Raw genomic sequence first — 21902 nt, forward strand, 5'->3', positions numbered from 1 at the left:
GTCGTATTTTTCGCGGAATTGGACTTGGCTTTTTTCGGTATTTGGATAGGGATATAACATTAACTGCTCCTTGTTGTGAGAAAGGCATATTAAATGCCTTCAACTGATCTTCCTGATCGAGTCTTAATTTCATGCTACTGATATTCTTATTCAAGTTAAAGCTAATTTTTACGTTAAACATTTCAATTATCTATTACTAAAAGTTATAGCTTTAAATAAAGGCGGATGGGTCTCTTTGATAATGCTTTCCATGTTATTTTTTTATTAAAAGTCAAAGACTATTTAGTTAATACAAATCGACAATTTTTTATAGCTTAGTTTTTCATCGATCACTTTCAATGATTAACAAAAGCTCTGATCGTTGCGATTCAATATGCCCTAAGAAAATACAGCTGACACAAGTAGGGGTAATGTGGGCAGCAAGCGAGATTGCAGAGCGCATTAATACTAATATTTTTGGGTGTTCCTCCTAAACCTGTTAATCAGCCTTAACACTAAGATTAGGGTGGTTTATTTTTTGTATTTATCAATAACAGAATCAGATAAACGATGTATTATAAAGAACAAATGTTTATATGTGGAACGCGGATGTATCGCTAAAGACAAGGTCGAATTGATAGAGTGGTATAGCAACGCTTAAAAAAATGGTGATATAGTCATTCCACTATAAAAGTATTACAGCGCTAACCTCGCTTGAAGTATTACATCTACACTCGGTTGCCTAGTACTACTTTTAAATTAAATCGACTATAAGCTCAGCTGTGACGCTCATCAAAAACTGAATGAGAAAGAATGATTATCATGCAAAAACTTAATAAGATATTAATTCATAAAATGATGATAGTAGGATTATCAAGTGGTTTAGCCATACCTGCTGTTGCAGATCTTGGCATTGTAAATACTTTAATGAACAAAGGACTCGCTACTACTCAAGCCACTCTTGGCTATATGTACAGTACTGGTGATGATATTAGTCAAGATGATGTTAAAGCATTTGAATGGACTAAAGCCGCTGCTAATAGAGGAAGGGCATTTTCCCAATATGCACTTGGAGAGATGTATAGCAATGGCACTGGTGTACGTCAAAACGATGCCAAGGCCATTGAGTGGTATGAAAAAGCTGCCAATCAGGGCAATGCTGAGATTCAATTCAATCTTGGAACTTTTTATCAGCACGGCGAAGGTATTCCTCAGGATTATGATAAAGCAGTTCAATGGTATCGAAAATCAGCTGATAAAGGTTTTGCACTAGCTCAGTATAATCTTGCTGGAATGTACGATAAAGGCCAAGGGGTGAGTCAAGATTATGCAGAGACACTCAAATGGTTAAGAAAGGCTGCTGCTCAAGGATATGCGGGAGCTCAAAACAATATTGGTGATATGTACGAAACTGGTAGAGGGGTTAAACTTGATGATGCAAAAGCGGCTGAATGGTATCTAAAAGCTGCAAATCAAGAAATAGCCGAAGCGCAGAACAGTCTTGGCTTGATGTACTTTGAGGGCAGAGGCGTGGCGCAAGACAAAGCTCAATCCCAAGAGTGGTATAGCAAATCTTGTGACAACGGATATCAGCCCAGTTGTGATGAGTTGTCGCTAATTGAATAGTAGAAACTGTCATTCTAAAAAGTTAAAACAGACATTTATTTATCAAGTGTTAGCCATGAGGTTATCACTTGGCATAACTCTGTCAGCTGGAGTCGATGAGTTCTTTGAAAGCATGAATGTTTTAGCTGAGCAGAATGGTTCTTCAAATTCAGTACACTCAATGTGCATAGATAGAGCAGGACAGAACACCAGATACAACAAAGCCCCTGATATCAGGGGCTTTGGCTGCTCTATAAGTAACTATAGAACTAAATATTGGTACCAGTGGTCGGTACCTAACTAACGTTTTAACATTTTGATTTAAAAGGCTTTAATTTTTAATTTTATTGGTAGTGTACATTACAGTGTACATCAAATAGTCAATTGAGCTAATACACAGGCATTTAATTACTAAAGATAGCATTACAAAAATTATTTTATATTTTTTTGTAATGCTATTGCAAAGCTTAAGATGACTCCCCATTATAATAGCTCACTGTAGTTTAAAGTCACATAATATTATGTGTCAGCTAAACTATGTTATTAAAGTAGACTATAAACATAACTACTAAAATTGTTGGAACTTGACGTAAGTCATCTTATATTATTGGAAGTACTAGAGGTTATTTTGTAGTGACTAGTTAAAAGGCAGTCACCTATGAAATCGAACAATATAGAGCAAATTACAATCCGAATTAGTGATGTTGTAAAAATGACATCTCTAAGCAAATCTACTATATGGAGATGGGTCAAAGAGGGTAAATTCCCTAAGCCATCAAAGTATACTTCTACTATTACTGTCTGGCGTTATGACGAAATCCTGTCATGGATAGATAGTAAAATACCTCCGTCAGATAACGTGTAACAAGTACATTCGCATTGATAAACGTACTTGTTATACACAAATTACAATGTATAAAGCTATCACAGTCGGCTATATGTCTACTGTGGATTTGTTGTGTCTAATTTTTATAACGGCACCTTAGCTTCATAGTAATACTTTACTTTTGTGTTATTTTTAACATAAACATTAAGTGTTGTGTTTACAAGTACTAAGTCATAAAAATTTGATTGGTATTGTAGGACATAATGAAATGATTGATTATATTAAATGTAATTTAGAGTGTGACCATAGCTCCACAGGTATAGGTAGTAACTTTATAGCTAAGGTCTCTTTAGCCAAGTTAGCAGATAATACAGATACTACTTACGGTTTTTATACTGGACTTGAAGTCAAAGGTAAGCACAATAGCAAAATTAGAATTAGAACGTTAGGTGATAAAGCTAATAACAGGATTGAAATTGAAGGTAATTTAGCTAAGTTTTTACAAGGTCATAATTTGTTTGGAATTAATGACCCTGTTAAGCTAATTAGTTTAACTATTGAACAGCTTATAGTTGACAATTTAGGTTTAAAACCTACTAAAACACAGCTTGAAGATATTAATAATGGCTTTGTTAAGATAACAAAAATTGATATCAATCGTAACTTTCATTTGCCATCTAAAACTGAAGCAGACAAATGGATTGTTGAGGCTAAGTATGGTATGACGATGAGTTACTATGGGCACGTTAAGCAGTACAACAGCACTCTTTATTTTGGTAAAGGTGAAAAGACTAAAGAACTTAAGTTTTATGCTAAGGGTAGTGAAATTATAGATAATAAAAGTCTAGCAGAGAGCATACAAACACCTCAGTTATTAGAGTATGCCAACAAGATGTTAAGGTTTGAAGTCAGACTTAATAGTAAGTGGCTACGTGAAAAAGAATTAAGCTATGCACGCAATTGGAATGAAGAGCTAGTAGAGTCTTTGCTTGACGAATCATTGTCTAGAATAATATTAACAGGCAATATGCGATTGAGCGATAAAATAATATTAGATTTAAAGCCTACTCTTGCAGCTACATATTATAAGTGGGTAGAGGGGTACTGTCTTAAAGATTGCTTAAAACCTAATACGTATAGTAAACATAGAAGAGAGCTGCTAGAGCATAGCATAGACATATCTATCGTATTACCTAAATTTAAAAAGCCTACTTTAGATTTAGCTAAGGTTTTAACCGATAACGTTATAGATATACCAGAGTGGGCGTATAAGCAAGAGCTAGTTGCTTTGTAGTTTAATAAGGTTGCTTATATAAGTTTAAGGTATTTAAGGTAGTAATATGTTTGTAGTGCTACTCAAAATAGTACATCTTCAGTTTTATATATTACTACCTTTTTGTCCGTATTTTTATAAAAGCTAACGTTATAGTTTGCACCGCTGATGCTATGACTTATAAGCTTACTGTCTTTATCTTCAGGTTTACTAATCTCGACGAACGTATAAACGTCATTAAAATACAATAGTTTATAGTCTTGAAGGCCGTCGTAATCTTCAGCTATTTTTTGTTCTAAATGATTGTAATTATCTATGTAGTAAGGAACTCGTACAGATAAATATATTAATATTAGGAACTTAGCTAATGCTACAATAAACATCAAAGTGCCTGCTAAAATTGCAAAAATATTAATTATAATATATAGAATTTTGATATTGATTTTAAAGAGAATGACATCGATTTTAAAGTCATCACTTGTGCTAACTATATAATATAAATTTAGCAATAATAGTCGTATTAATACATAATTTAAATAGGTTGCTACTGGCAGTATTAAAATAACTAGCCATAATATCCCGTTAATAGTATCCATGTTTGTAAAATTTGCAAGACCACCCATTACAAAAAATACAGTTATAGATGCAGATATAAAACTAAAGTACTTCTCATTGAATCCAAAAATCTCACCATTATCTATTCTTTCATAGCGAGACTTCAATGCTGACTCAAAAAATAAAAATTTGTGAGAAATTAGATACATCAACGTGTATGTTCCAAACACTAGTAAAACTAACGCACCGTCTGAAATTAACTGACTTACAGAAAAGAATCTTATATAAGATAAATCAATTACAGCTAATTCTATTATTTGAATAAAAGCACCTATAGCAGTTATCCACACTAAAACAGTAGACGTATTCTCTTTAGACCATTCGAAAACATTGACTAGATTGCTTAACTTCATAGCTCCAGAAACATTGGATAGTATACTCTCTTTGTTAGAAGTATCTATGCTAATAGGTTCAACTTCCATCAGGGTAGTAGTAGTGCTTTCAACACTATCATTATTTAAGAGGTCGTTTAATCTTGACTCTTCACTCATCAGTTAACCTTAAAACCCGAAGCCCAAAAAACTGCTAATTCAAATAGCTAAATTTTAATTTTCATATTAGTAAACTGGTTCTACTACTTAACTCAATTTCTTAAAACTATCAAATGTTTAGGTATAATATCTTCGTTCCTAAACAGTAGTACAGTACAACTATTAAAAAAGTACATCCTCAGTCTTATATATGACTACCTTCTTTTTATCGTCTTGAGGTTTTTCAATCTCAATAAAGGTATATAGGTCGTTAAAATAAAGTAACTCATAATCCTGCTTTTCTATACCATTGTAATCATCTGCAATACGTTCTTCTAAATTAGTGTAATTATCTAGATTGTAGGGTCTGCTTATAGAGTCTAGTTGGGTAAGAACAAGTTTGATGGACAGCAATAAAAATATTATGAGTAGTACAAGCCCGATAAAAAAGGAATAGTACCTTGATGCCTCGACTATAAATTTGTCTGTATCGTACTTCCTTAGAACATAGAATGAGAGTGCAAATGAAACATCTTTAACATGTAATACCAAAGCTAAAAAAGCAACATTTAATGCTAATAATATAATTGGTATATCTTGAATACTCATATAAGTATCGTAATTGTATAGATAGTATATTGAACCCAAAAAAAATAACGATATTACAGCGAAGTAGATTACCATGCTATAGCTAGGTAGATTTACAAGATTGGTTAGGTTTAGTAGGTTCAAGTTTTTTGAAAATAGCTTTTTATATATTATAAAGATAATTGATACAAGAATTAATATTAGCACAGCTATTAATCCATCAGGAATTAACTGGTTTGCTGAGAAAAACCTAATATAACTTGTATTAATACTTCCCAATTCAATTAATTGTATTAAACCACCAAGTACTGTGGGAATGACGATAGCGGTTCCTAGGTTGTCTTTAACCTTGAAGAGTAAGTTTTTTGACATTGCACAAAGCTCATCAAGTATAGTTAAGCTTTCCTCATTAGCTTTATAGCTTACATCAAGATAATTTACGGTGTGCGCTTTAATTGATGACTCAATGCCTTTGCACGCTTTATTGTTATTAGTGCTCAATGTAAAATAATCCCTTATTCTGATATATGATTAGACTTTTTTGCTTTTATTTTGATTTTGCAACATCATAATGCTTATAGTCAATCCACTATAAAAGCGTTACAGCGTTAACCTCGCTTGAAGTATAACGTATACATCTACACTCGGTTGCCTTGTACCACTCTTAAATTGGATCAACTATAGTTTTACCAATATTTTACTTGATACAACTATAATTAAATGGAAGTTTTATTATGCAAAAGCAGTTCAAAGCTATAGCTGTATTGGTAGTAACTAGCGTTTTAACAAGTATCTCATATGCTAGTGACTCACTTGAAAATAATTTACTGTCAACATTAAAACTTAAGCTAAATGAGTTTGGAGATATAGAGCGTAACGGCAATCATGGTCAAGCCATTAGGGCTTATATGAATAAAGGATACATCGACAAAAAGCCTACTGTTTATCGTGCTGATTATGTAGATTATTATGTATTAAAAAAGCCAGCTTATGTACTAGGGCATGAACTAAAAGTGATTGAAGAAGAGTACATGTCAGAGTATGTCGGTTGCTGTGTGAATGAAGGTGTCGGTGTAGTGTTAAAGCTAACTGGTAGTATGCAAAAGCTAGAGAACTTCGCTCAAAAAAATAAATGTTTAGTCGAACCTATCGACTATACTTATTATTATGAACGTCTTGGTATTGTTAATGCTATACCTGAAAAAGGTGTCTTTGTTGAAATGAGTTGTAGAATGAATGACATTCAAGGCTTTTGATTAAATAAAAGCTATACACTTAATGAAGACTTTTGCTACCTTACGTTACAGAAGTATACTAGCGCATATATAGCAGAGAGTACCTTAAATTTTGTATAAGCACATAGGTTCACACTAAATAGTAGTTACAAAAAATATGAGATACTCTATCAATTTTAATGGGTTATAAGCAGTGACATTATTTTTAGAAAAGGCTCAGCGTTTAAAAAGCTCATATAGGCTTAAGCCGCTTTCAATAGTTCTTTGTAAATTGCTCTGACCATCACCTTGCCGACTCGTGTTGCTTTTCCGTCCGTTACCTTCATCAGATGTCGTACCATTCTTATTTGGTCCAAGTCCAAAGTCTCTATGAACCGATTCTTGCTGACCAGTATAGGGTCCGATAAGACTTACACGTTCAGGTACAGGTTTAACTGGGTCTTCTTTCATATCACGAAAATCACGCATTGTTTTAGCTATAGGGTTGTCGTCACTATATTCGTTAGCGCATGGATTTTTTAAACGTTCTAGGCTATTGTAGTTATTTGCTTTACCTCCCACACTTTTGTATGACTTAAAAGAAATATCTCTAGCCCACTCTGATTGATTTATATTCATTTTTATATCATTTATTTGCTGATTTACTTCATAGGTTGGTCTCATTCCTTCGTACTGCTCTAAAAGTTTTTTATTCTCTTCAATAGCCCAATTATGAGTATTAATCATGCTTACATCGAGATAGAATTTATACTCAGTCGAGTCTTTGCATGATGTATCTGCCAATGCGGTACTGCTTATAAAAAATAGTACTAACAATGCTTTTTTCATGTGATTACCTCAATATTTAATTATTCAAATTTAACAAAAACACCTGCCATTCAGGTTATTTTAATTATAGCTACCTTTGAATAGATAATCATTACTACAATAGAAAAATGTTGACCTTTGATATACAACTGTATAGTAAATGGTTGTGGTTTTACGTATAAAAAGTCAGAGTAAGACCAACACTATAGTTTATTGTGAGATAAGAACTCTAATACATCAGCTATTAACTGCTTTGATAAACGACTAGGCATGTTATAAGGTGAAAAATGTAGTTGATGTTGTACATCAGCATGAACATCATTTAAGTTGATAAAGAAGTCTACGCTATCTATAACTTTTTGTTGTTCTGCTAATGGTACTTGATAGCCAATAACATCACTAATCCGCTCAAACATAGCTTTGTTATCAAATAGGTAGTATTTTTTAATTATGACTACGAGAGCTTGCTCATGGCACGAGAAGTCAATATCTGTATTATCATCTATCTCACTGGCATAAAAGTCTTCTACGATAGATTCAAGGGTTATATAGCCACTAAAGTCTATAGGTTTAGAGCTTGGCAAGTCCCACCATTGTTTAAAACGGTAATAAGGTAGATTTTGTAAGCCGTAGTTATTAAGAATTTGTCTAACTGTAAAATAAACATTTTTGTTATAGCTACTAATATCATTCAATAATACATGCTCCTAAAGCTGTCTAACTAATTAATAGTAAGGTCAAGGTAAGCCGATTTAATACTTTTCTTTAAAGCTTGCATAGGCATTTTCATCTACATAATCTAAATCAACAATCATTATCTCGTCATTACACAACCAATTTAAGTGATAGTTAATATCAATACCTAAGCTCGTGTTGCTACGAGTATCTTCAAGGTAATCTATCTCCCATGAGTCAGGAAGACTAACTAACGTCCTTTTTGCTGTCGCGACAGATGAAGTATTATTATCGACAATAATGACACGTACAGTATTAGTATTAATTGCTGGAAATGATAGACGCATCTCATTAGGTATAAAAGTGTTATTAATAACTGATTCTTTAGGATATATGAATGGTTCTATTAATAGACTGGGTAGTCCATATTGATGAGCAAAGTGATTTGCAAACCATGCTCCCAAACCGTCTCCTGCTAGCACTAGACGGTCATAATATTTAAGATGGTATTGAATTAAATCATCATAAACATTAAATGTATTTTGAAAGTTATGGCGATAGTTAACCGTTTTGCATAGCTTTTGCTTACGCTTGATAGAGGTAAATTTGTCAGTTTGATTATTCGCATCTAGTCCATGAAAAAACAATACAAATGAATTTGGATTTTTAATAATATCTAACATTTTTATGTCCCTTTATTAACGTAGCGTTGTTTAATTTTTATATTGAGATATTACGCATTGACTAGAGTTAGTCGTGGCGTGTTTTTACTATTACTATGCTGGCTAGATAAGGTACATTGCTTATATGCGAACAAGCATAATATTACTTGTACAGACGTTAAAAAAGGGAATGCAACATATGTATCAAACGATAGCTACAACAGCTGTAGCGTAAAATTAGGCGGGTTTAAAAGTATGGTTTAAGTAACTACATACATATAGTAAATTATGATTTTGCTTTTAATATCATCTTTAGTATTGCATCGTCACCAAGCTCATTAATTAAAGCTTGGATTTGATTAGAGGTATCATGTGCTTTGAACCCATATTTAAACTGCTTAGTGTCTTTATTTGCCCGTAAAGCATCTAGATAGTCAGCCCAGTTTTGCATCATCTCCGCACGCTCATCATAGTATTTGAATCGACCGTAAGCATTGCCATTAGGGTCTTTAGTAGTATGACCTAATGCCATTTCTATGACTACTATTGGATACTTCAAATAACCTTCAAGTATAGTACGACCAGTAGCTCTAAACCCATGTACACAATGTATGTCTTTATACCCTAAATCCTTTAAACACTTATTAGCTGTGTTATCAGATATATATTTGAGTTTAGCAGTATTACTATAAAAAACGTACTCAGTGTGTCCGTTAATCTCATATTGTTCATTTAAAATATGAATAGCTTGCAATGGCAAAGGTACAATCATGCTACTGACCATATTGGATTTGCCTTGTCCTTTTTGCGGTTTTAGTTCCCATTCTCCTTTTTTTAAATCTAAGTCAACCCATCTCATTTGTCTCAAATCACCATTACGCACATAAAGCATTGCTAATAGACGTAATGAGTTAAGTGTATTCGGTTCGGCATTCAATGTTTCAATCTTACGTAATAATATAGCCAAATCAGCAGGAGTTGTGACAGCGGGTCTGTGACCATAAGTATGACTTAAAATCTCTTTTTTAACTGATGGAACTGGATTAGTATCACAAAAACCTCTAGCTTTAGCGTACATGAATATGTTGCTAGCAATGCTGGCACAACGTTCCGCTTTTTCAGTTGGCATACCTTTACTATTCAATGACTTATTTTGTATATCAGTGAGTATATCAAGCATCTTAACTGAATCAATCTCATTAATAGGGACATCTCCAATATAGGAACAAACAAGCTCAACAAGGCGTTTTTTTCGTACTAATGTATTTTCTTTTTGTTTAAATTTAAGGGAATCAAAGTGCTGCCAAGCAAAATTTTTAAAAGTATTTTTACTTTGCTTCAAATTAGTCTTTCTACTTTCTTTGCGGTAAACTTGCGGGTCAATTTGTTGATTAAGTAAATCTTCATTTTCTCGCCACAATTCACAGGCGCGAGCAAATGTGACGCTTGGATATACTCCAAGTGACATGTTTTTTGGTTTTTTTGAGTGAGGAGAGTTATAACGGTAAAGCCAAGACTTTGTATTATTAGGTTTAACTCTCAGATTGAGCTTGAGGAAGTTTTTTACAGAGACTAAATATTCTTTATCTTCTGACTTATGGCTACTGATACTTCTATCTGAGGTTATAGGCCTGCGCTTACTCATGCTAAGTCTCCCAAATGTATATATAACTAGAGTGTACATTGTAGTGTACATTATATACAGGGATTGGCAGGGACTTGATGCGACAGTATGATACGCTAGATACAACAAAGCCCCTGATATCAGGGGCTTTAGAGTCTATATGATATAGTATAGGACTATGTATTGGTACCAGTGGTCGGACTCGAACCGACACGCTTATTAGGCAACGGATTTTGAATCCGTCATGTCTACCAATTCCATCACACTGGCATGTTAGGTAATAATATCTATTAGATAGGTATTATCGAATTGGGCTACAGGGTTAACTCTGTATAGGCTGCGTATTATAGCAGGCTATTTTTGATCGTCAAGAATTATTTTATATAATTTGCGATTAAATCAAAAAAACCGATATATTCTATATATTATTTATCCTACAAAGGCACGTTCGACCGCATAATCTGCTTGAACACCCATACGTGGTGAAACGGTTAGACCAAAGTCATCCAAAATAGCAGAAACTTCTGCGTTGAATGGCATGCTACCGCAAATCATCACACGATCATCTTCTTTATTCATCGGTGGCAAGCCAATATCTTCAAAGAACTTGCCCGATTTCATAAGGTCAGTGATACGGCCTTGGTTTCTAAACTCTTCACGAGTGACAGTCGGATAGTAAATGAATTTTTCGCGGAACCATTCACCAAAGATTTCATCATTGGCCAACTCAGTTTCGAACATTTCACGATAGGCCAAATCTTTGGCATGACGCACGCCATGTACCAAAATGATTTTATCAAAACGCTCGTACACTTCAGGGTCACGTGCTAACGCCAAAAATGGTGCCAGTCCTGTGCCTGTCGATAGCATATATAAATGCTTGCCCGGTAATAAATCATCTAGTACTAGTGTCCCAGTTGGTTTTTTGCTAACCAATAGCTCATCACCTACTTTAATGTGTTGCAGGCGTGAGGTCAGTGGACCATCTGGTACTTTGATAGAGAAAAACTCTAATTGGTCTTCGTAGTTGGGGCTAGCAATCGAGTAAGCACGTAATAATGGCTTGCCATCGACGACGATACCAATCATCGCAAATTCACCATTACGAAAACGTAGGCCGTCGTCGCGAGTGGTTTTTATACTAAATAGAGAGTCATTCCAATGACGAACCTCTGTAACCGTTTCGGTGCGAAGTTTTGACATAAAGTCCTCGTTAAGTAGTCGCTGTGTGCGTCAACAGTATTAATTGAATGTGTCATTAGGGGTTAGCACTGCATCAAACTTTTATTATGATGACGATTAAATGGTCAGGCAGTGTCCAAATGTCGAAGTATATTTTATATCTTATTAATGAGATAAAGGCCACTATTATCGTGATGCAATCTATTCTCAATAATAATTCTCGCTCATAATACCAAAATTTAAAATAAAAATCCGCCTAGCCACTACTATGTGGCATGATAAAATGGAATATCGTTAGTGAGTAATTGTGTATCACTGGATAAAACTGGTTTATATTGGCAGGTTTTGGTTATTAATAGATTTCTTGGAGACTTTTATGTCTGGTGACGATGCACAGTTAGATAACCATCATCATGCGCCCATAGTGGGTTACCACCGTGCACCATTATCACAAAAATTTGGTGCGCCACGTCAACCAAATTTGGTAACGCTAACCAGTATTATTGAAATGCTTGCGCCTTACGATACACCAGAAGCATTCGTGGGCTTGGAAGCATTTAGCCATATTTGGATCAGTTGGCAGTTTCATCATAACTATAAAACAAAAGACAACGCTGTGAATGAGGCAGATAGGAGCTTTCGTCCGCAAGTAAGGCCACCACGGTTGGGTGGCAATCAAAAAATAGGTGTGTTTGCCAGTCGCAGTATGTATCGTCCGTCGGCACTAGGGTTGTCTGTCGTCAAGCTTGAGCGCGTAGAGGTCATACAGGGGCGAGCATTTCTTATTATTAGCGGTGCAGATATGATAGATGGTACACCGATTATAGATATTAAGCCGTATGTGGCATATAGCGATGCGCTTGTAGATGCAGAAAGCGGATTTGCACCTACGGCTCCTACGCTGTTAGAAGTGACGATGACCGAGCCTGCTTACGAGCAGTTTTTAGCGTTAGCTAATACCGGACAGCTTATTGATATTAATAATGAGAAAGAGAAAGAGAAAGAGATAAATGTAGAGCAGGATACGGTTACGGCGCTTATGCATCAGATGCAAAGTCAATTACTACTCTCTGATATCGATATTATTAAGGCACTCATTGCGCAAGATCCTCGTCCAGCGTATCGTCGTACTCAAATAAATATGCCGTTTACCATGCGCTATAAATCCGTTGACGTGAGCTTTCAGTTGATAGCGGTAGATGAGCTACAAATGACCGCCGTTGTAGAAGTGATGTAAATTGATATCATTTTTAACCATATATTCTAAAACGATAAAAGAAGAAAAATATGTCTGAGCATAAATATTCAATAGTGATTGATTTGCGTTGGTGTCTAGATGAGCTATTGGCAGATAAAGTGATTGACCAACGAGGCTATAATTTAGTCATTACGAGCCGCCGTGATAAGACGCAGCATCCATTGTTGACTATCAACGAGTTTGGTTTGCCAAATTGCCATGCGCTTGATAGTGATTCTGAGAGCAAGTTGACATTGCCGTGGCTTAATCAATGGCTGGCTGCTAAAGCGGGTATGCCACTTGTGCGTATCGATCCCCTCAAGGTTGATGTCCCTGCTGTGACGCAGCTGATGTCCTTCGAGTATGCACGCTCACAGCATATTTTGCCTATTGAAGTCACACTCGATGAAGTAGTCATCGGTACAGATCAACCGTTTCATACCGATTGGCACTCAAATATTGAAAAGCTGATTAAGTCTAAAACTTATCGTACGGTCTATATTAATCCTGAACAGATTAATCGTTATCGACAAGAGTTCTATCAAGTTACGCAAGCCATTGCAGGCGCGAATAGTGTTCACAAGCGTGCGTCAGCTGATGTCACCAATGTCGAAGCGTTATTGCAGTTAGGTGATAACACCAATCCCGATGCGAACGATCAACATATCGTCAGAGTCGTTGACTGGCTGTTGCAATATGCTTTTGAGCAGCGTGCTAGTGATATTCATTTAGAGCCGCGGCGTGAGACTGGTAAGGTACGTTTTCGTATCGATGGCGTGCTGCATACCGTCTATGAGATGCCTTTAGCAATTATCGTCGCAGTCACGGCACGAATCAAGATTCTAGGACGACTCAATGTTGCAGAAAAGCGTAAACCACAAGATGGACGACTAAAAACCCGTACGCCAAAAGGGTTAGAAACTGAGCTACGTCTTTCTACCATGCCTACTGCGTTTGGTGAAAAACTGGTCATGCGTGTATTTGACCCTGAAGTGCTGGTGCGTTCATTTGCACAGCTTGGCTTATCCGGCAAGCAGCTTGAGACGTGGCATGAGCTGACGGCGCATCCCAACGGTATTATCTTGGTCACAGGTCCAACGGGCTCAGGTAAGACTACAACGTTATATAGCACGCTCAAGCAGCTCGCCACAGAGCAGGTTAACGTTTGTACGATTGAAGATCCGATTGAGATGATTGAGCCTGCTTTTAACCAAATGCAGGTGAATCCAGGCGTTGATTTGCATTTCGCGGAAGGTATTCGCTCCTTGATGCGTCAAGATCCAGACATCATTATGGTCGGGGAGATTCGTGATGCAGAAACGGCCAATATGGCTGTGCAAGCTTCTCTAACTGGGCATTTGGTGCTTTCAACGCTACACACCAATGATGCACCAAGCTCTCTCACTCGTTTGCATGATTTGGGTATTCAGCCGTTTTTAACCTCGGCAACCATACTAGGAGTGATGGCCCAGCGCCTGCTACGTACGTTATGTACGCATTGCAAGCAAGCCGTTGATGTCACGCCAGACAGTGAGATTGCGATTCAGTGGCAAGAGTTGGTACAGCCTTGGCGCGCGCCAGCCCCAGCACAAATTTATACTGCAAATGGCTGTGAACACTGCCGTCATACAGGCTACCAAGGGCGTGTGGGGCTCTATGAAATCATGCCGTTGTCAAATGAGCTAAAAAAACTGGTCGCTGCTGATGCGAGTTTGGATGTACTTAAGCAACAAGCGTACCGTGAAGGTGTGCAGCCACTAAGGTTGTCTGGTGCGAAGCGCATTAGTGACGGGGTGACGACCATAGAAGAGGTGATGCGAGTAGTACCCCTTAATTAAGAATCAAATCGTGAACCGCTTTTAGCGCTCCCAACGTACATTTTGACGAATGATTTTTGCTGGCGTGCCGGCAATCATACAGTTTGGTGTTTCGACTGGCTTATTGACAAATGAGCCAGCTGCGATAATGCAGCCACTAGCAATAGAGACATTTTTAGAAATGGTCACATTAGCAGCAATCCAGATATGGTCCCCTAAAATGACGTCAGAATGTGCGTTATTTACTCGTGCATTGGTGTCTATATCGTAAACCTTGTGGACGTCAGTAGCACGAATCTCAATACCACGAGATATCATGCAAGATTCACCAATGGTCACGTTTCTATCACGTGCCAAAATATAGCAGTTAATGGCCGTAGTATGGTTACCAATATGAATGTGCAAATGATTACCAACAACCAATAGTTGCCCAGAGAATTTAACTTTCTCTCCAATGGTTATGCGATTATGACTGCCATTGATGTCTATTTTTAGCTTATTAAATTTACCATGCTCACCGATATTAATTTGATTGTCATGACCTTGACGAATGGTAATAACTGAATTGCCAATGATGCGTGCATCTGCGGCAATATCGATATGGTTACGATGCCCTTTGTCTTGTAATAAAAACCGTTGTCCGTACAGCTGTTTGGGTAATAGTGTCTTGATAATAGGAGGCAGGGTGATGGTTTTTTTATGGGTCATAATAAAGGGCTTATACAAGTCATCAAATAGAAGTCGTCAAAAGGATAAAAGTGTCTGCTGGTTAAGCGTTTTATAGTGTACCGTCAAACAGCACTTGAAAATAGCCTATTCTAGAGCAATAAATACAGTTATCTATAGTCAATCCTCTATAAAAGAGTGACAGCGTTAACCTCGCTTGAAGTATCAGATATACATCTGCACTCGGTTGCCTTGTATCTCTTTTAAACTGAATCAACTATATTCGAAGTTTTAACTTTAATACTTTTTATTTATCAATTTTTATTAACGAGATTTTTATGTTTACTGATACTCACTGTCACCTTAACCGTTTAGATTTAACAAAGTACGATGGCCAACTGTCTGGCGCGATAGCTGCTATGAAAGAAGCCAATGTCACTCGTGCGATGGCGATTATGTGTGATTTTGCCGAATATGATGATATCGCTAACATTATTAAAACGTATGCGGATGAAACACTGAATCTTGGTATGAGTGTGGGTATTCATCCTTGTGAAGATATGGCTATATTACAATCAGCGACCGTCGACCGCCTGATAGAAACAGCCAATGCTGATCATGTATGGGCGATAGGAGAGACTGGATTAGATTATTACTGGTCAACAGAAAATAAAAAAGAACAACAAGCTAGCCTTGCCCGTCATATCCATGCCAGCCAAAGTCTGAAAAAACCACTCGTCATCCATATGCGTGATGCCAAAGAAGACACAATCGATATATTAAAATCTGAGGGTGCAGAACACGGCATTATCCACTGCTTTACCGAGGATTGGGAGACCGCAAAAAAAGCACTCGATTTAGGGTTTTATATCTCATTTTCGGGTATCGTCAGTTTTAAAAGTGCGCAACAAATCAAAGACGCCGCAAAAAATATGCCTAGAGACAGACTGCTTATCGAAACCGATAGCCCTTACCTAGCACCTGTGCCTAAACGTGGTAAACCCAATGAGCCAGCCTATGTGCCCTACGTGGCCAGTTGTATCGCAGAGATGTATGGCTGTAGTAGCGAAGACGTTGGTGCATTGACTGCAAAAAACTTTGAAAATTTACTGGCACAGTATCATTAAAATGGTTATGCTATGACCAATCAGTCATTTACCATGTAGCCTTATAATGACCTGCTCCAAGCAGACGTAATTATATGATTGCTAATGACTATATTAGAAAATATGAGCATATTCCTTGTCGACCTCGCGCAGTCTCTGTATGGCTCCATACTCTTGATGTTAGTGTGTTAACGCAAACGACAGTCATATGCTTAATCTTATTAAGTTTTGGGAGAGACTATGAGTCGTCAGCATCAGTTCAAGGTACGAGAAGAAAATATCTTAGCAATGGCAGAGCAATTGCTACTTGAGTCGGGCGATGGTGATATCACTTTAGACAGTTTGGCAGACCAGCTGGATTTGGCTAAAGGGACACTATATAAGCATTTCTCCAGCAAAGATGAGCTCTATTTGCGTATTATTATCCGCTACGAAGAGCATCTGTTTAATATCAATCGTATTGATGATTGCCCATCGGCAGGTGTCGCTCGTATGATTTTTCAGCAGCTGTTCAATCCACAAAAAGCCATGCTACTGAATCAAATCGAAGAGCGTTTGGCCGCATCGGTAACAGGACTCAATCGATTATTTGGTGAGTTGTATGATATCCGTCGTCAGCGTATGAAACGTTTGATTGATATCATCAGTGCTTATTTGAAAGATGAGCACAGCAGTTTGAGTACGCGTGATTATCTATCGTCTATTTGGGCGATGGGTCAAGGCGGTGCTGGACTATTAAATTCGAGCTTTTACCAGCGTTACTTGGGTCGCCGAGATACTTTACGCTATGCGTTTGTCCAGCAAATACTAGAGTTGCCTAGCCATTATCCTGCTGTGGACGATGAAGTAATGGATGAAGATATGCAGGAATTGGTAGAACAGATTGAGACTGAGTCAGAAGAGCATCGCAATACCAATTATTAAGCGGTTTATTGACTATTAATGCTGTCTATTCAGTTTTAATGTCATAAGCAATATCATTATAAGAGCTATGTGTTGTCATATTTATCATGGCAACATACAGCTCTTAGTTTTTTATAGCTTTTAAAAATTAATGAAGCATGCCGAGCCCTACAGCACGCTAGTCTTCTAATAGGGTTTCTTCCGTCGATTTCCAATTATAAGCACCATAAAATAGCATCTGTGCTTGACGAGTACAGTTATGCAGCATCATCTGCTTGTTTTCTTCAATCTCGTTCAAGTCGATCTCGTCATCATGGTCTTCCGTGTACGTCAGCTCCAACCAGTCGATAATCCAAGAGAAGAACATATTGACCCCAGCTTCGGCCAATAACCGACGGTCATAGTCATTGATATGAGTAAATGCTGGCTGTAGTGCTAGGTCATCTGCCAAGCCTTGAGCATGCTTCTTTGTGAGCTCATTGATTGCTTTTCGGACAGACTCTGATCCGCCATAACGTTCACTGACCAAAAACTGCCAGTAATAAGGCTGATCGCTCACCATATATAAAAACAGCTGAATACTCTTGGCAATTTGACGATCGAAGCTACGCTTGCGACCAATCTGTAAGCTATCGCTTAATATGGCCAACGTGCCTCCTAGCTCTTCAACCACCAACGCACGTCCGAGCGATTCCATATCATCGAAATGTCGATAAAATGCGGTCGGTACTACGCCGACTTCACGCGTGACTTGTCTTAGGCTGATAGAGCTAAAAGATTGCCCTGTCATACATAAATCGAGTACGGCATTAAAAAAGGCGTGCCGAGTTTGAAGTTTCTTTTGTTCGCGACTGCTCATAATATTTCAAAATTGTCCGGTAGGTGTTTATCATACTCATTTCAGCGTAAAAATACGAATGAAATACGCAACTTGTATTCATTTACTAAACCATACACTGGTCTTTTAAACCATTGTGCCCCAATGACCCTGCAATTCCTGCGCCAATCGATACGCTTCATGGTCATTCATGCCAGTAATAAAATCTAAAATATTTAAAATATTGTGATAAGTATTATCTGATAGCTCGCGGCGATGTTCACACAGGTGTGGTTGTAGCAGCATAGACAGACGTTGCTGCTCAAAGGACATAGATTGAGGGTCAGATGTTGCTCTACTACCTGTCCAAGCCAATGGCATAAAAGCATCTAATAAACGATGCAAGCATTGATTGGCCATGAGCTCCATTCGTACTTTGTTTGGGTGATTGAATATTTTCTCACGTGCCAACTGCTTGGCTTGATTGATGCCACTTTGCACACTGATATCACAGTGGTCAAATAAACTGCCTTGGATTTTTCCGGCAAGCAAGGCATCACTATTGGAGACAAAGGCGTCGGTCACCGTGTTTACCAAACGCATCATGGCACGTGCTCGCAATGAGGCAAGACTCTGCCTAACGGACATGTGTGTCGGTAAGTTAATACTACCAGGGTGCTCACCAATCAGCTCATAAAATATTGTGGCGACTTCCTCGTAAGTGAGCATGTTTAGATTGATGCCGTCCTCTAAATCTATTAATGCATAGCAAATATCATCGGCCGCTTCTAGCAAATACGCTAGTGGGTGCCGCGCAAAGCCATCATGTTGCTCTGAGCGCGGCAGATTCAAGCAAGCTGCTAGCTCTTCTAGCTGAGCCGCTTCGCTATAAAAGCAGCCAAATTTTTGCACGTTGGTTGCAATGCCGCCTGAATGTAAGCTGTGAGAGGTATCATTGCTATGTGTCGCTAGCCAAGGGTATTTCATAAAGGCACCTAAGGTCGCACAAGTAAGGCGCATGCCCCCTTTGTCCGGATGGTGCTCATTACGTGCCAATAGCCGAAACCCTTGAGCATTACCTTCGTATGCTAATAGGTCCAAGCGCTCGTTGCTATTCAAAGCTTGCAAAACAGTGTGACGATCCGGATTGATAAACCAATCACGAATGGCATATTCTCCTGCATGACCAAAAGGAGGGTTGCCAATATCATGAGCGAGGCAGGCTGCTTGTACAATGACGCCGACGTCCGCTGGCGAGATACCTGCTGGTAAGCCATTGCCTAATTTATCATGGAGCTTTTCTGCTGCCATCATTGCTAAAGAGCGTCCAATACACGAGACTTCAAGCGAATGCGTTAAGCGAGTGTGAATCCCGAGCTGATTGGTCAACGGATGGACTTGGGTCTTTTGATTGAGCTGTCGAAAGGAATGTGAAAACACCAGTCTGTCATAGTCTTTATGAAACTGAGAGCGGGTACTCGTATTGGCGTTAAATTTTTTGGAAGCGCCAAGACGCTGTGAGTTGAGGAGATGAGACCATTGGACGGTAGGGGATGACAAAGAGGTAGGTGTACCTAGCATGTTGAGATGTCCGAAACCAAGAGAACCTTTAGCATAGCAAAATAGCGCCCTTGGTACAGCACTAGTCTAGCGGTAATCATATAATAAAATAGCTAAAGTATTAACGCCGCTGAGTATAACAATGTATGAGTTTATACATCAGCGATGTTTTAGCAATCTTATTATGGATTAGGCCATATTGAACACGCCCTAAATAGATTAAGATTTTTGGCAGTTAAATAAAACGTCTTCCTTTTCGATAGTCACATTGCCGTCCAATGTTTTATTGAGTAGTGTTGCCTTGTCACCATTTACTTGCCATATGATGCCATGGGTATCATCTAGGCCAATATCACTCATATAGATTTTTTTATCGGTGCTTTCATTGAGATCAGAGGCAGCAGTCAAGTCATACTCTAGACCATCGATGAGCAGGGTCGCTGTCTGTGGCGTACTGTCGTTACCATAAGAAACCTCAATAGTAGCAGTAGGCTCACAAGAGAATGGCGTGCCTGCACTGGCATGGTCATGCCCTTCGTGCTCTTCGTGATCGTGCCCTTCGTGCTCTTCGTGATCGTGCCCTTCATGTTCTTCGTGATCGTGCCCTTCGTGCTCTTCGTGATCGTGCCCTTCATGTTCTTCGTGATCATGGCCTTCTTGATCCTCTACGGCGGTTACTACCTCAGTGTCAGTACTAGGTTGACAGCCCAATAGTGAGCCTGTCACTACGCTTCCTATTAGTGCAGCACTTGCAAGTTTAGAAAAAGAGAAATAAGCAGCCATAATATACGTCCTCAAATAAGCAAAAATAAAGATATGTTATAATATAACAGTTAATGCAAAAAATAAAGCCGATGATAGAGAATCTCCATCATCGGCTCATTAGTTTTAAGTGCTATCTACCGCTTAAAGTTATACGTTAAAACGGAAATGCATCACGTCGCCATCTTGCACGATGTATGTTTTGCCTTCCAGACGCGATTTACCAGCAGCAGCTGCGCCTTTTTCACCATTGTGTTCGATGAAATCATCATAGGCAATAACTTCGGCACGAATGAAGCCGCGCTCAAAATCAGTATGAATTACGCCAGCAGCTTGTGGGGCAGTTGCGCCAATAGCGACGGTCCAAGCACGTACTTCTTTGACACCAGCGGTAAAGTAAGTTTGCATGTCAAGTAAGTCATAACCACCGCGAATGACTTGATCAAGACCGGCTTCTTCCATGTCCATCTCAGCTAGGAAGTCTTTTTTGTCGTCTTCATCGAGCTGAGCGATTTCAGATTCGATTTGGTTGCATAGAGCGATGACGATAGAGTCTTCACCAGTCGCATAGTTGCGAACGGCATCAAGGTAAGGGTTGTTTTCAAAGCTATCCTCAGCGACGTTAGCGATATACATGGTTGGCTTTAGTGTGATTAAACCATAGCTTCTGATGAGTTTTTTCTCATCAGCATCTAGATCTGCCGCACGTGCTGCTTTACCTTCTGCTAGCAATGGCTCGATTTTTTTGAAGATATCAAGCATAGCACTAGCGTCTTTATCACCGCCTTTGGCCTTTTTGGTCAAGTTGAATATAGCGCGCTCAACGGCTTCTAAGTCAGCGAGTGCCAGTTCAGTGTTGATGGTTTCGATATCATCAATCGGGCTGACGCGGCCATCGACGTGAACGACGTTGTCATCATCAAAACAGCGTACGACGTGAGCAATCGCATCGGTCTCACGGATGTTGGCTAGGAACTGGTTTCCCATGCCTTCGCCTTTTGACGCGCCTGCGACTAGACCTGCGATATCAACAAACTCCATGGTCGTTGGTAGTACGCGTTCTGGATTGACGATATCAGCCAATTTCTTTAGGCGTGGGTCTGGTACTGGTACGATACCCGTGTTGGGATCTTTGGTACAAAATGGAAAGTTTTCAGCGGCGATACCCGCTTTGGTCAAAGCATTAAACAAGGTGGATTTACCCACGTTTGGTAGGCCGACGATGCCGCAATTAAAACCCATAACATTCTCTCAATGTATTAATAAAATCAGTTGGTATAAAGATTGGTTAAATGATAAATCAAAATTGGGCACATTGTAGCAAATTTACCTGAATAGGGGTGAGGTTGTTGTATTGTATACTGAGATTTTGCTTTTGCTCATTACTGGCAATTTTGCCATTTTATCGATTATGGTAAGCTGTGTTATAAAATAATAGTTTGGCTTGTAGGCGTATAAAAGATAAGCATCTGTGACTCGCTACACTTTACGAG

General features: G+C 38.3%; 21 protein-coding genes and 1 tRNA gene. 8 read left to right on the plus strand and 14 right to left on the minus strand.

What is annotated here, in order from left to right; all coding sequences use genetic code 11:
• On the minus strand, window positions 1-181 hold a 181-nt coding region (locus IPZ60_RS14195; RefSeq protein WP_227669298.1), incomplete at its 3' end, for a hypothetical protein.
• 620 nt (window positions 182-801) lie between these two features.
• Here IPZ60_RS14195 and IPZ60_RS08505 point away from each other — a divergent pair.
• The 3 genes from IPZ60_RS08505 (at window position 802) to IPZ60_RS08515 (ending at window position 3704) form a co-directional block, all read left to right on the plus strand.
• On the plus strand, window positions 802-1605 hold the full coding sequence (locus IPZ60_RS08505) for a tetratricopeptide repeat protein (protein ID WP_227669299.1): 804 nt from the start codon (window positions 802-804) through the stop codon (window positions 1603-1605).
• Between the two features lie 637 nt (window positions 1606-2242).
• Window positions 2243-2449 (plus strand): AlpA family phage regulatory protein, encoded by a 207-nt coding sequence (locus IPZ60_RS14365; RefSeq protein ID WP_194197391.1) that lies wholly within the window; start codon window positions 2243-2245, stop codon window positions 2447-2449.
• A gap of 229 nt (window positions 2450-2678) precedes the next feature.
• Complete coding sequence (locus IPZ60_RS08515) at window positions 2679-3704, plus strand: phage/plasmid replication protein, II/X family (protein ID WP_194197392.1); 1026 nt, start codon at window positions 2679-2681, stop codon at window positions 3702-3704.
• 62 nt (window positions 3705-3766) lie between these two features.
• Here IPZ60_RS08515 and IPZ60_RS08520 read toward each other — a convergent pair whose 3' ends face one another.
• The gene (locus IPZ60_RS08520; protein WP_194197393.1) at window positions 3767-4789 is read right to left on the minus strand and encodes a hypothetical protein; all 1023 of its coding nucleotides are present in this window, start codon (window positions 4787-4789) and stop codon (window positions 3767-3769) included.
• A gap of 162 nt (window positions 4790-4951) precedes the next feature.
• Window positions 4952-5857: a hypothetical protein gene (locus IPZ60_RS08525; RefSeq protein ID WP_194197394.1), complete on the minus strand. Its 906-nt coding sequence runs from the start codon at window positions 5855-5857 to the stop codon at window positions 4952-4954.
• A 233-nt stretch (window positions 5858-6090) separates the two neighbouring features.
• Between IPZ60_RS08525 and IPZ60_RS08530 the strand changes: the two genes are divergently transcribed.
• The gene (locus tag IPZ60_RS08530; RefSeq protein WP_194197395.1) at window positions 6091-6612 is read left to right on the plus strand and encodes a hypothetical protein; all 522 of its coding nucleotides are present in this window, start codon (window positions 6091-6093) and stop codon (window positions 6610-6612) included.
• A gap of 195 nt (window positions 6613-6807) precedes the next feature.
• Here the strand turns inward: IPZ60_RS08530 and IPZ60_RS08535 are convergent, their stop codons facing one another.
• From IPZ60_RS08535 to IPZ60_RS08560, 6 genes are all read right to left on the minus strand, one after another.
• A complete protein-coding gene (locus IPZ60_RS08535) occupies window positions 6808-7419 on the minus strand; it encodes a hypothetical protein (protein WP_194197396.1) in 612 nt (203 codons plus the stop codon).
• Between the two features lie 182 nt (window positions 7420-7601).
• A complete protein-coding gene (locus IPZ60_RS08540) occupies window positions 7602-8093 on the minus strand; it encodes a hypothetical protein (RefSeq protein WP_194197397.1) in 492 nt (163 codons plus the stop codon).
• 57 nt (window positions 8094-8150) lie between these two features.
• The gene (locus IPZ60_RS08545) at window positions 8151-8756 is read right to left on the minus strand and encodes a YqiA/YcfP family alpha/beta fold hydrolase (protein WP_194197398.1); all 606 of its coding nucleotides are present in this window, start codon (window positions 8754-8756) and stop codon (window positions 8151-8153) included.
• A gap of 265 nt (window positions 8757-9021) precedes the next feature.
• A complete protein-coding gene (locus tag IPZ60_RS08550) occupies window positions 9022-10380 on the minus strand; it encodes an integrase arm-type DNA-binding domain-containing protein (RefSeq protein WP_194197399.1) in 1359 nt (452 codons plus the stop codon).
• Between the two features lie 163 nt (window positions 10381-10543).
• A tRNA-Leu gene (locus IPZ60_RS08555) sits at window positions 10544-10629 on the minus strand.
• Window positions 10630-10788: 159 nt separating this feature from the next.
• Window positions 10789-11562 (minus strand): ferredoxin--NADP reductase, encoded by a 774-nt coding sequence (locus IPZ60_RS08560; RefSeq protein ID WP_110923088.1) that lies wholly within the window; start codon window positions 11560-11562, stop codon window positions 10789-10791.
• A 355-nt stretch (window positions 11563-11917) separates the two neighbouring features.
• On the opposite strand from IPZ60_RS08560, the gene tsaA reads away from it, so the two are divergent.
• Together tsaA and IPZ60_RS08570 are read left to right on the plus strand one after the other, a co-directional pair.
• The gene (gene tsaA, locus IPZ60_RS08565) at window positions 11918-12778 is read left to right on the plus strand and encodes a tRNA (N6-threonylcarbamoyladenosine(37)-N6)-methyltransferase TrmO (RefSeq protein WP_194197400.1); all 861 of its coding nucleotides are present in this window, start codon (window positions 11918-11920) and stop codon (window positions 12776-12778) included.
• 50 nt (window positions 12779-12828) lie between these two features.
• The gene (locus tag IPZ60_RS08570) at window positions 12829-14616 is read left to right on the plus strand and encodes a GspE/PulE family protein (protein WP_194197401.1); all 1788 of its coding nucleotides are present in this window, start codon (window positions 12829-12831) and stop codon (window positions 14614-14616) included.
• A 21-nt stretch (window positions 14617-14637) separates the two neighbouring features.
• On the opposite strand, the gene IPZ60_RS08575 is transcribed toward IPZ60_RS08570, so the two are convergent.
• A complete protein-coding gene (locus IPZ60_RS08575) occupies window positions 14638-15303 on the minus strand; it encodes an acyltransferase (protein WP_194197402.1) in 666 nt (221 codons plus the stop codon).
• A gap of 296 nt (window positions 15304-15599) precedes the next feature.
• Between IPZ60_RS08575 and IPZ60_RS08580 the strand changes: the two genes are divergently transcribed.
• Together IPZ60_RS08580 and IPZ60_RS08585 are read left to right on the plus strand one after the other, a co-directional pair.
• Window positions 15600-16388, plus strand: a complete 789-nt coding sequence (locus IPZ60_RS08580) for a TatD family hydrolase (protein ID WP_194197403.1) — start codon at window positions 15600-15602, stop codon at window positions 16386-16388.
• A 219-nt stretch (window positions 16389-16607) separates the two neighbouring features.
• Window positions 16608-17291: a TetR/AcrR family transcriptional regulator gene (locus IPZ60_RS08585; RefSeq protein ID WP_194197404.1), complete on the plus strand. Its 684-nt coding sequence runs from the start codon at window positions 16608-16610 to the stop codon at window positions 17289-17291.
• Window positions 17292-17448: 157 nt separating this feature from the next.
• Here IPZ60_RS08585 and IPZ60_RS08590 read toward each other — a convergent pair whose 3' ends face one another.
• The 4 genes from IPZ60_RS08590 to ychF form a co-directional block, all read right to left on the minus strand.
• The gene (locus IPZ60_RS08590) at window positions 17449-18129 is read right to left on the minus strand and encodes a TetR family transcriptional regulator (protein ID WP_110923082.1); all 681 of its coding nucleotides are present in this window, start codon (window positions 18127-18129) and stop codon (window positions 17449-17451) included.
• A 105-nt stretch (window positions 18130-18234) separates the two neighbouring features.
• Window positions 18235-19668, minus strand: coding sequence for a deoxyguanosinetriphosphate triphosphohydrolase (locus tag IPZ60_RS08595; RefSeq protein ID WP_194197405.1), 1434 nt, complete (start codon window positions 19666-19668; stop codon window positions 18235-18237).
• Between the two features lie 198 nt (window positions 19669-19866).
• Complete coding sequence (locus IPZ60_RS08600) at window positions 19867-20430, minus strand: hypothetical protein (RefSeq protein WP_194197406.1); 564 nt, start codon at window positions 20428-20430, stop codon at window positions 19867-19869.
• A gap of 129 nt (window positions 20431-20559) precedes the next feature.
• Window positions 20560-21651, minus strand: a complete 1092-nt coding sequence (gene ychF, locus IPZ60_RS08605; protein ID WP_194197407.1) for a redox-regulated ATPase YchF — start codon at window positions 21649-21651, stop codon at window positions 20560-20562.
• Window positions 21652-21902: the final 251 nt, after the last annotated feature.

Origin of the sequence: Psychrobacter sp. NG25, from assembly GCF_015234355.1 — a bacterium.
Classification (GTDB): Bacteria; Pseudomonadota; Gammaproteobacteria; order Pseudomonadales; family Moraxellaceae; genus Psychrobacter.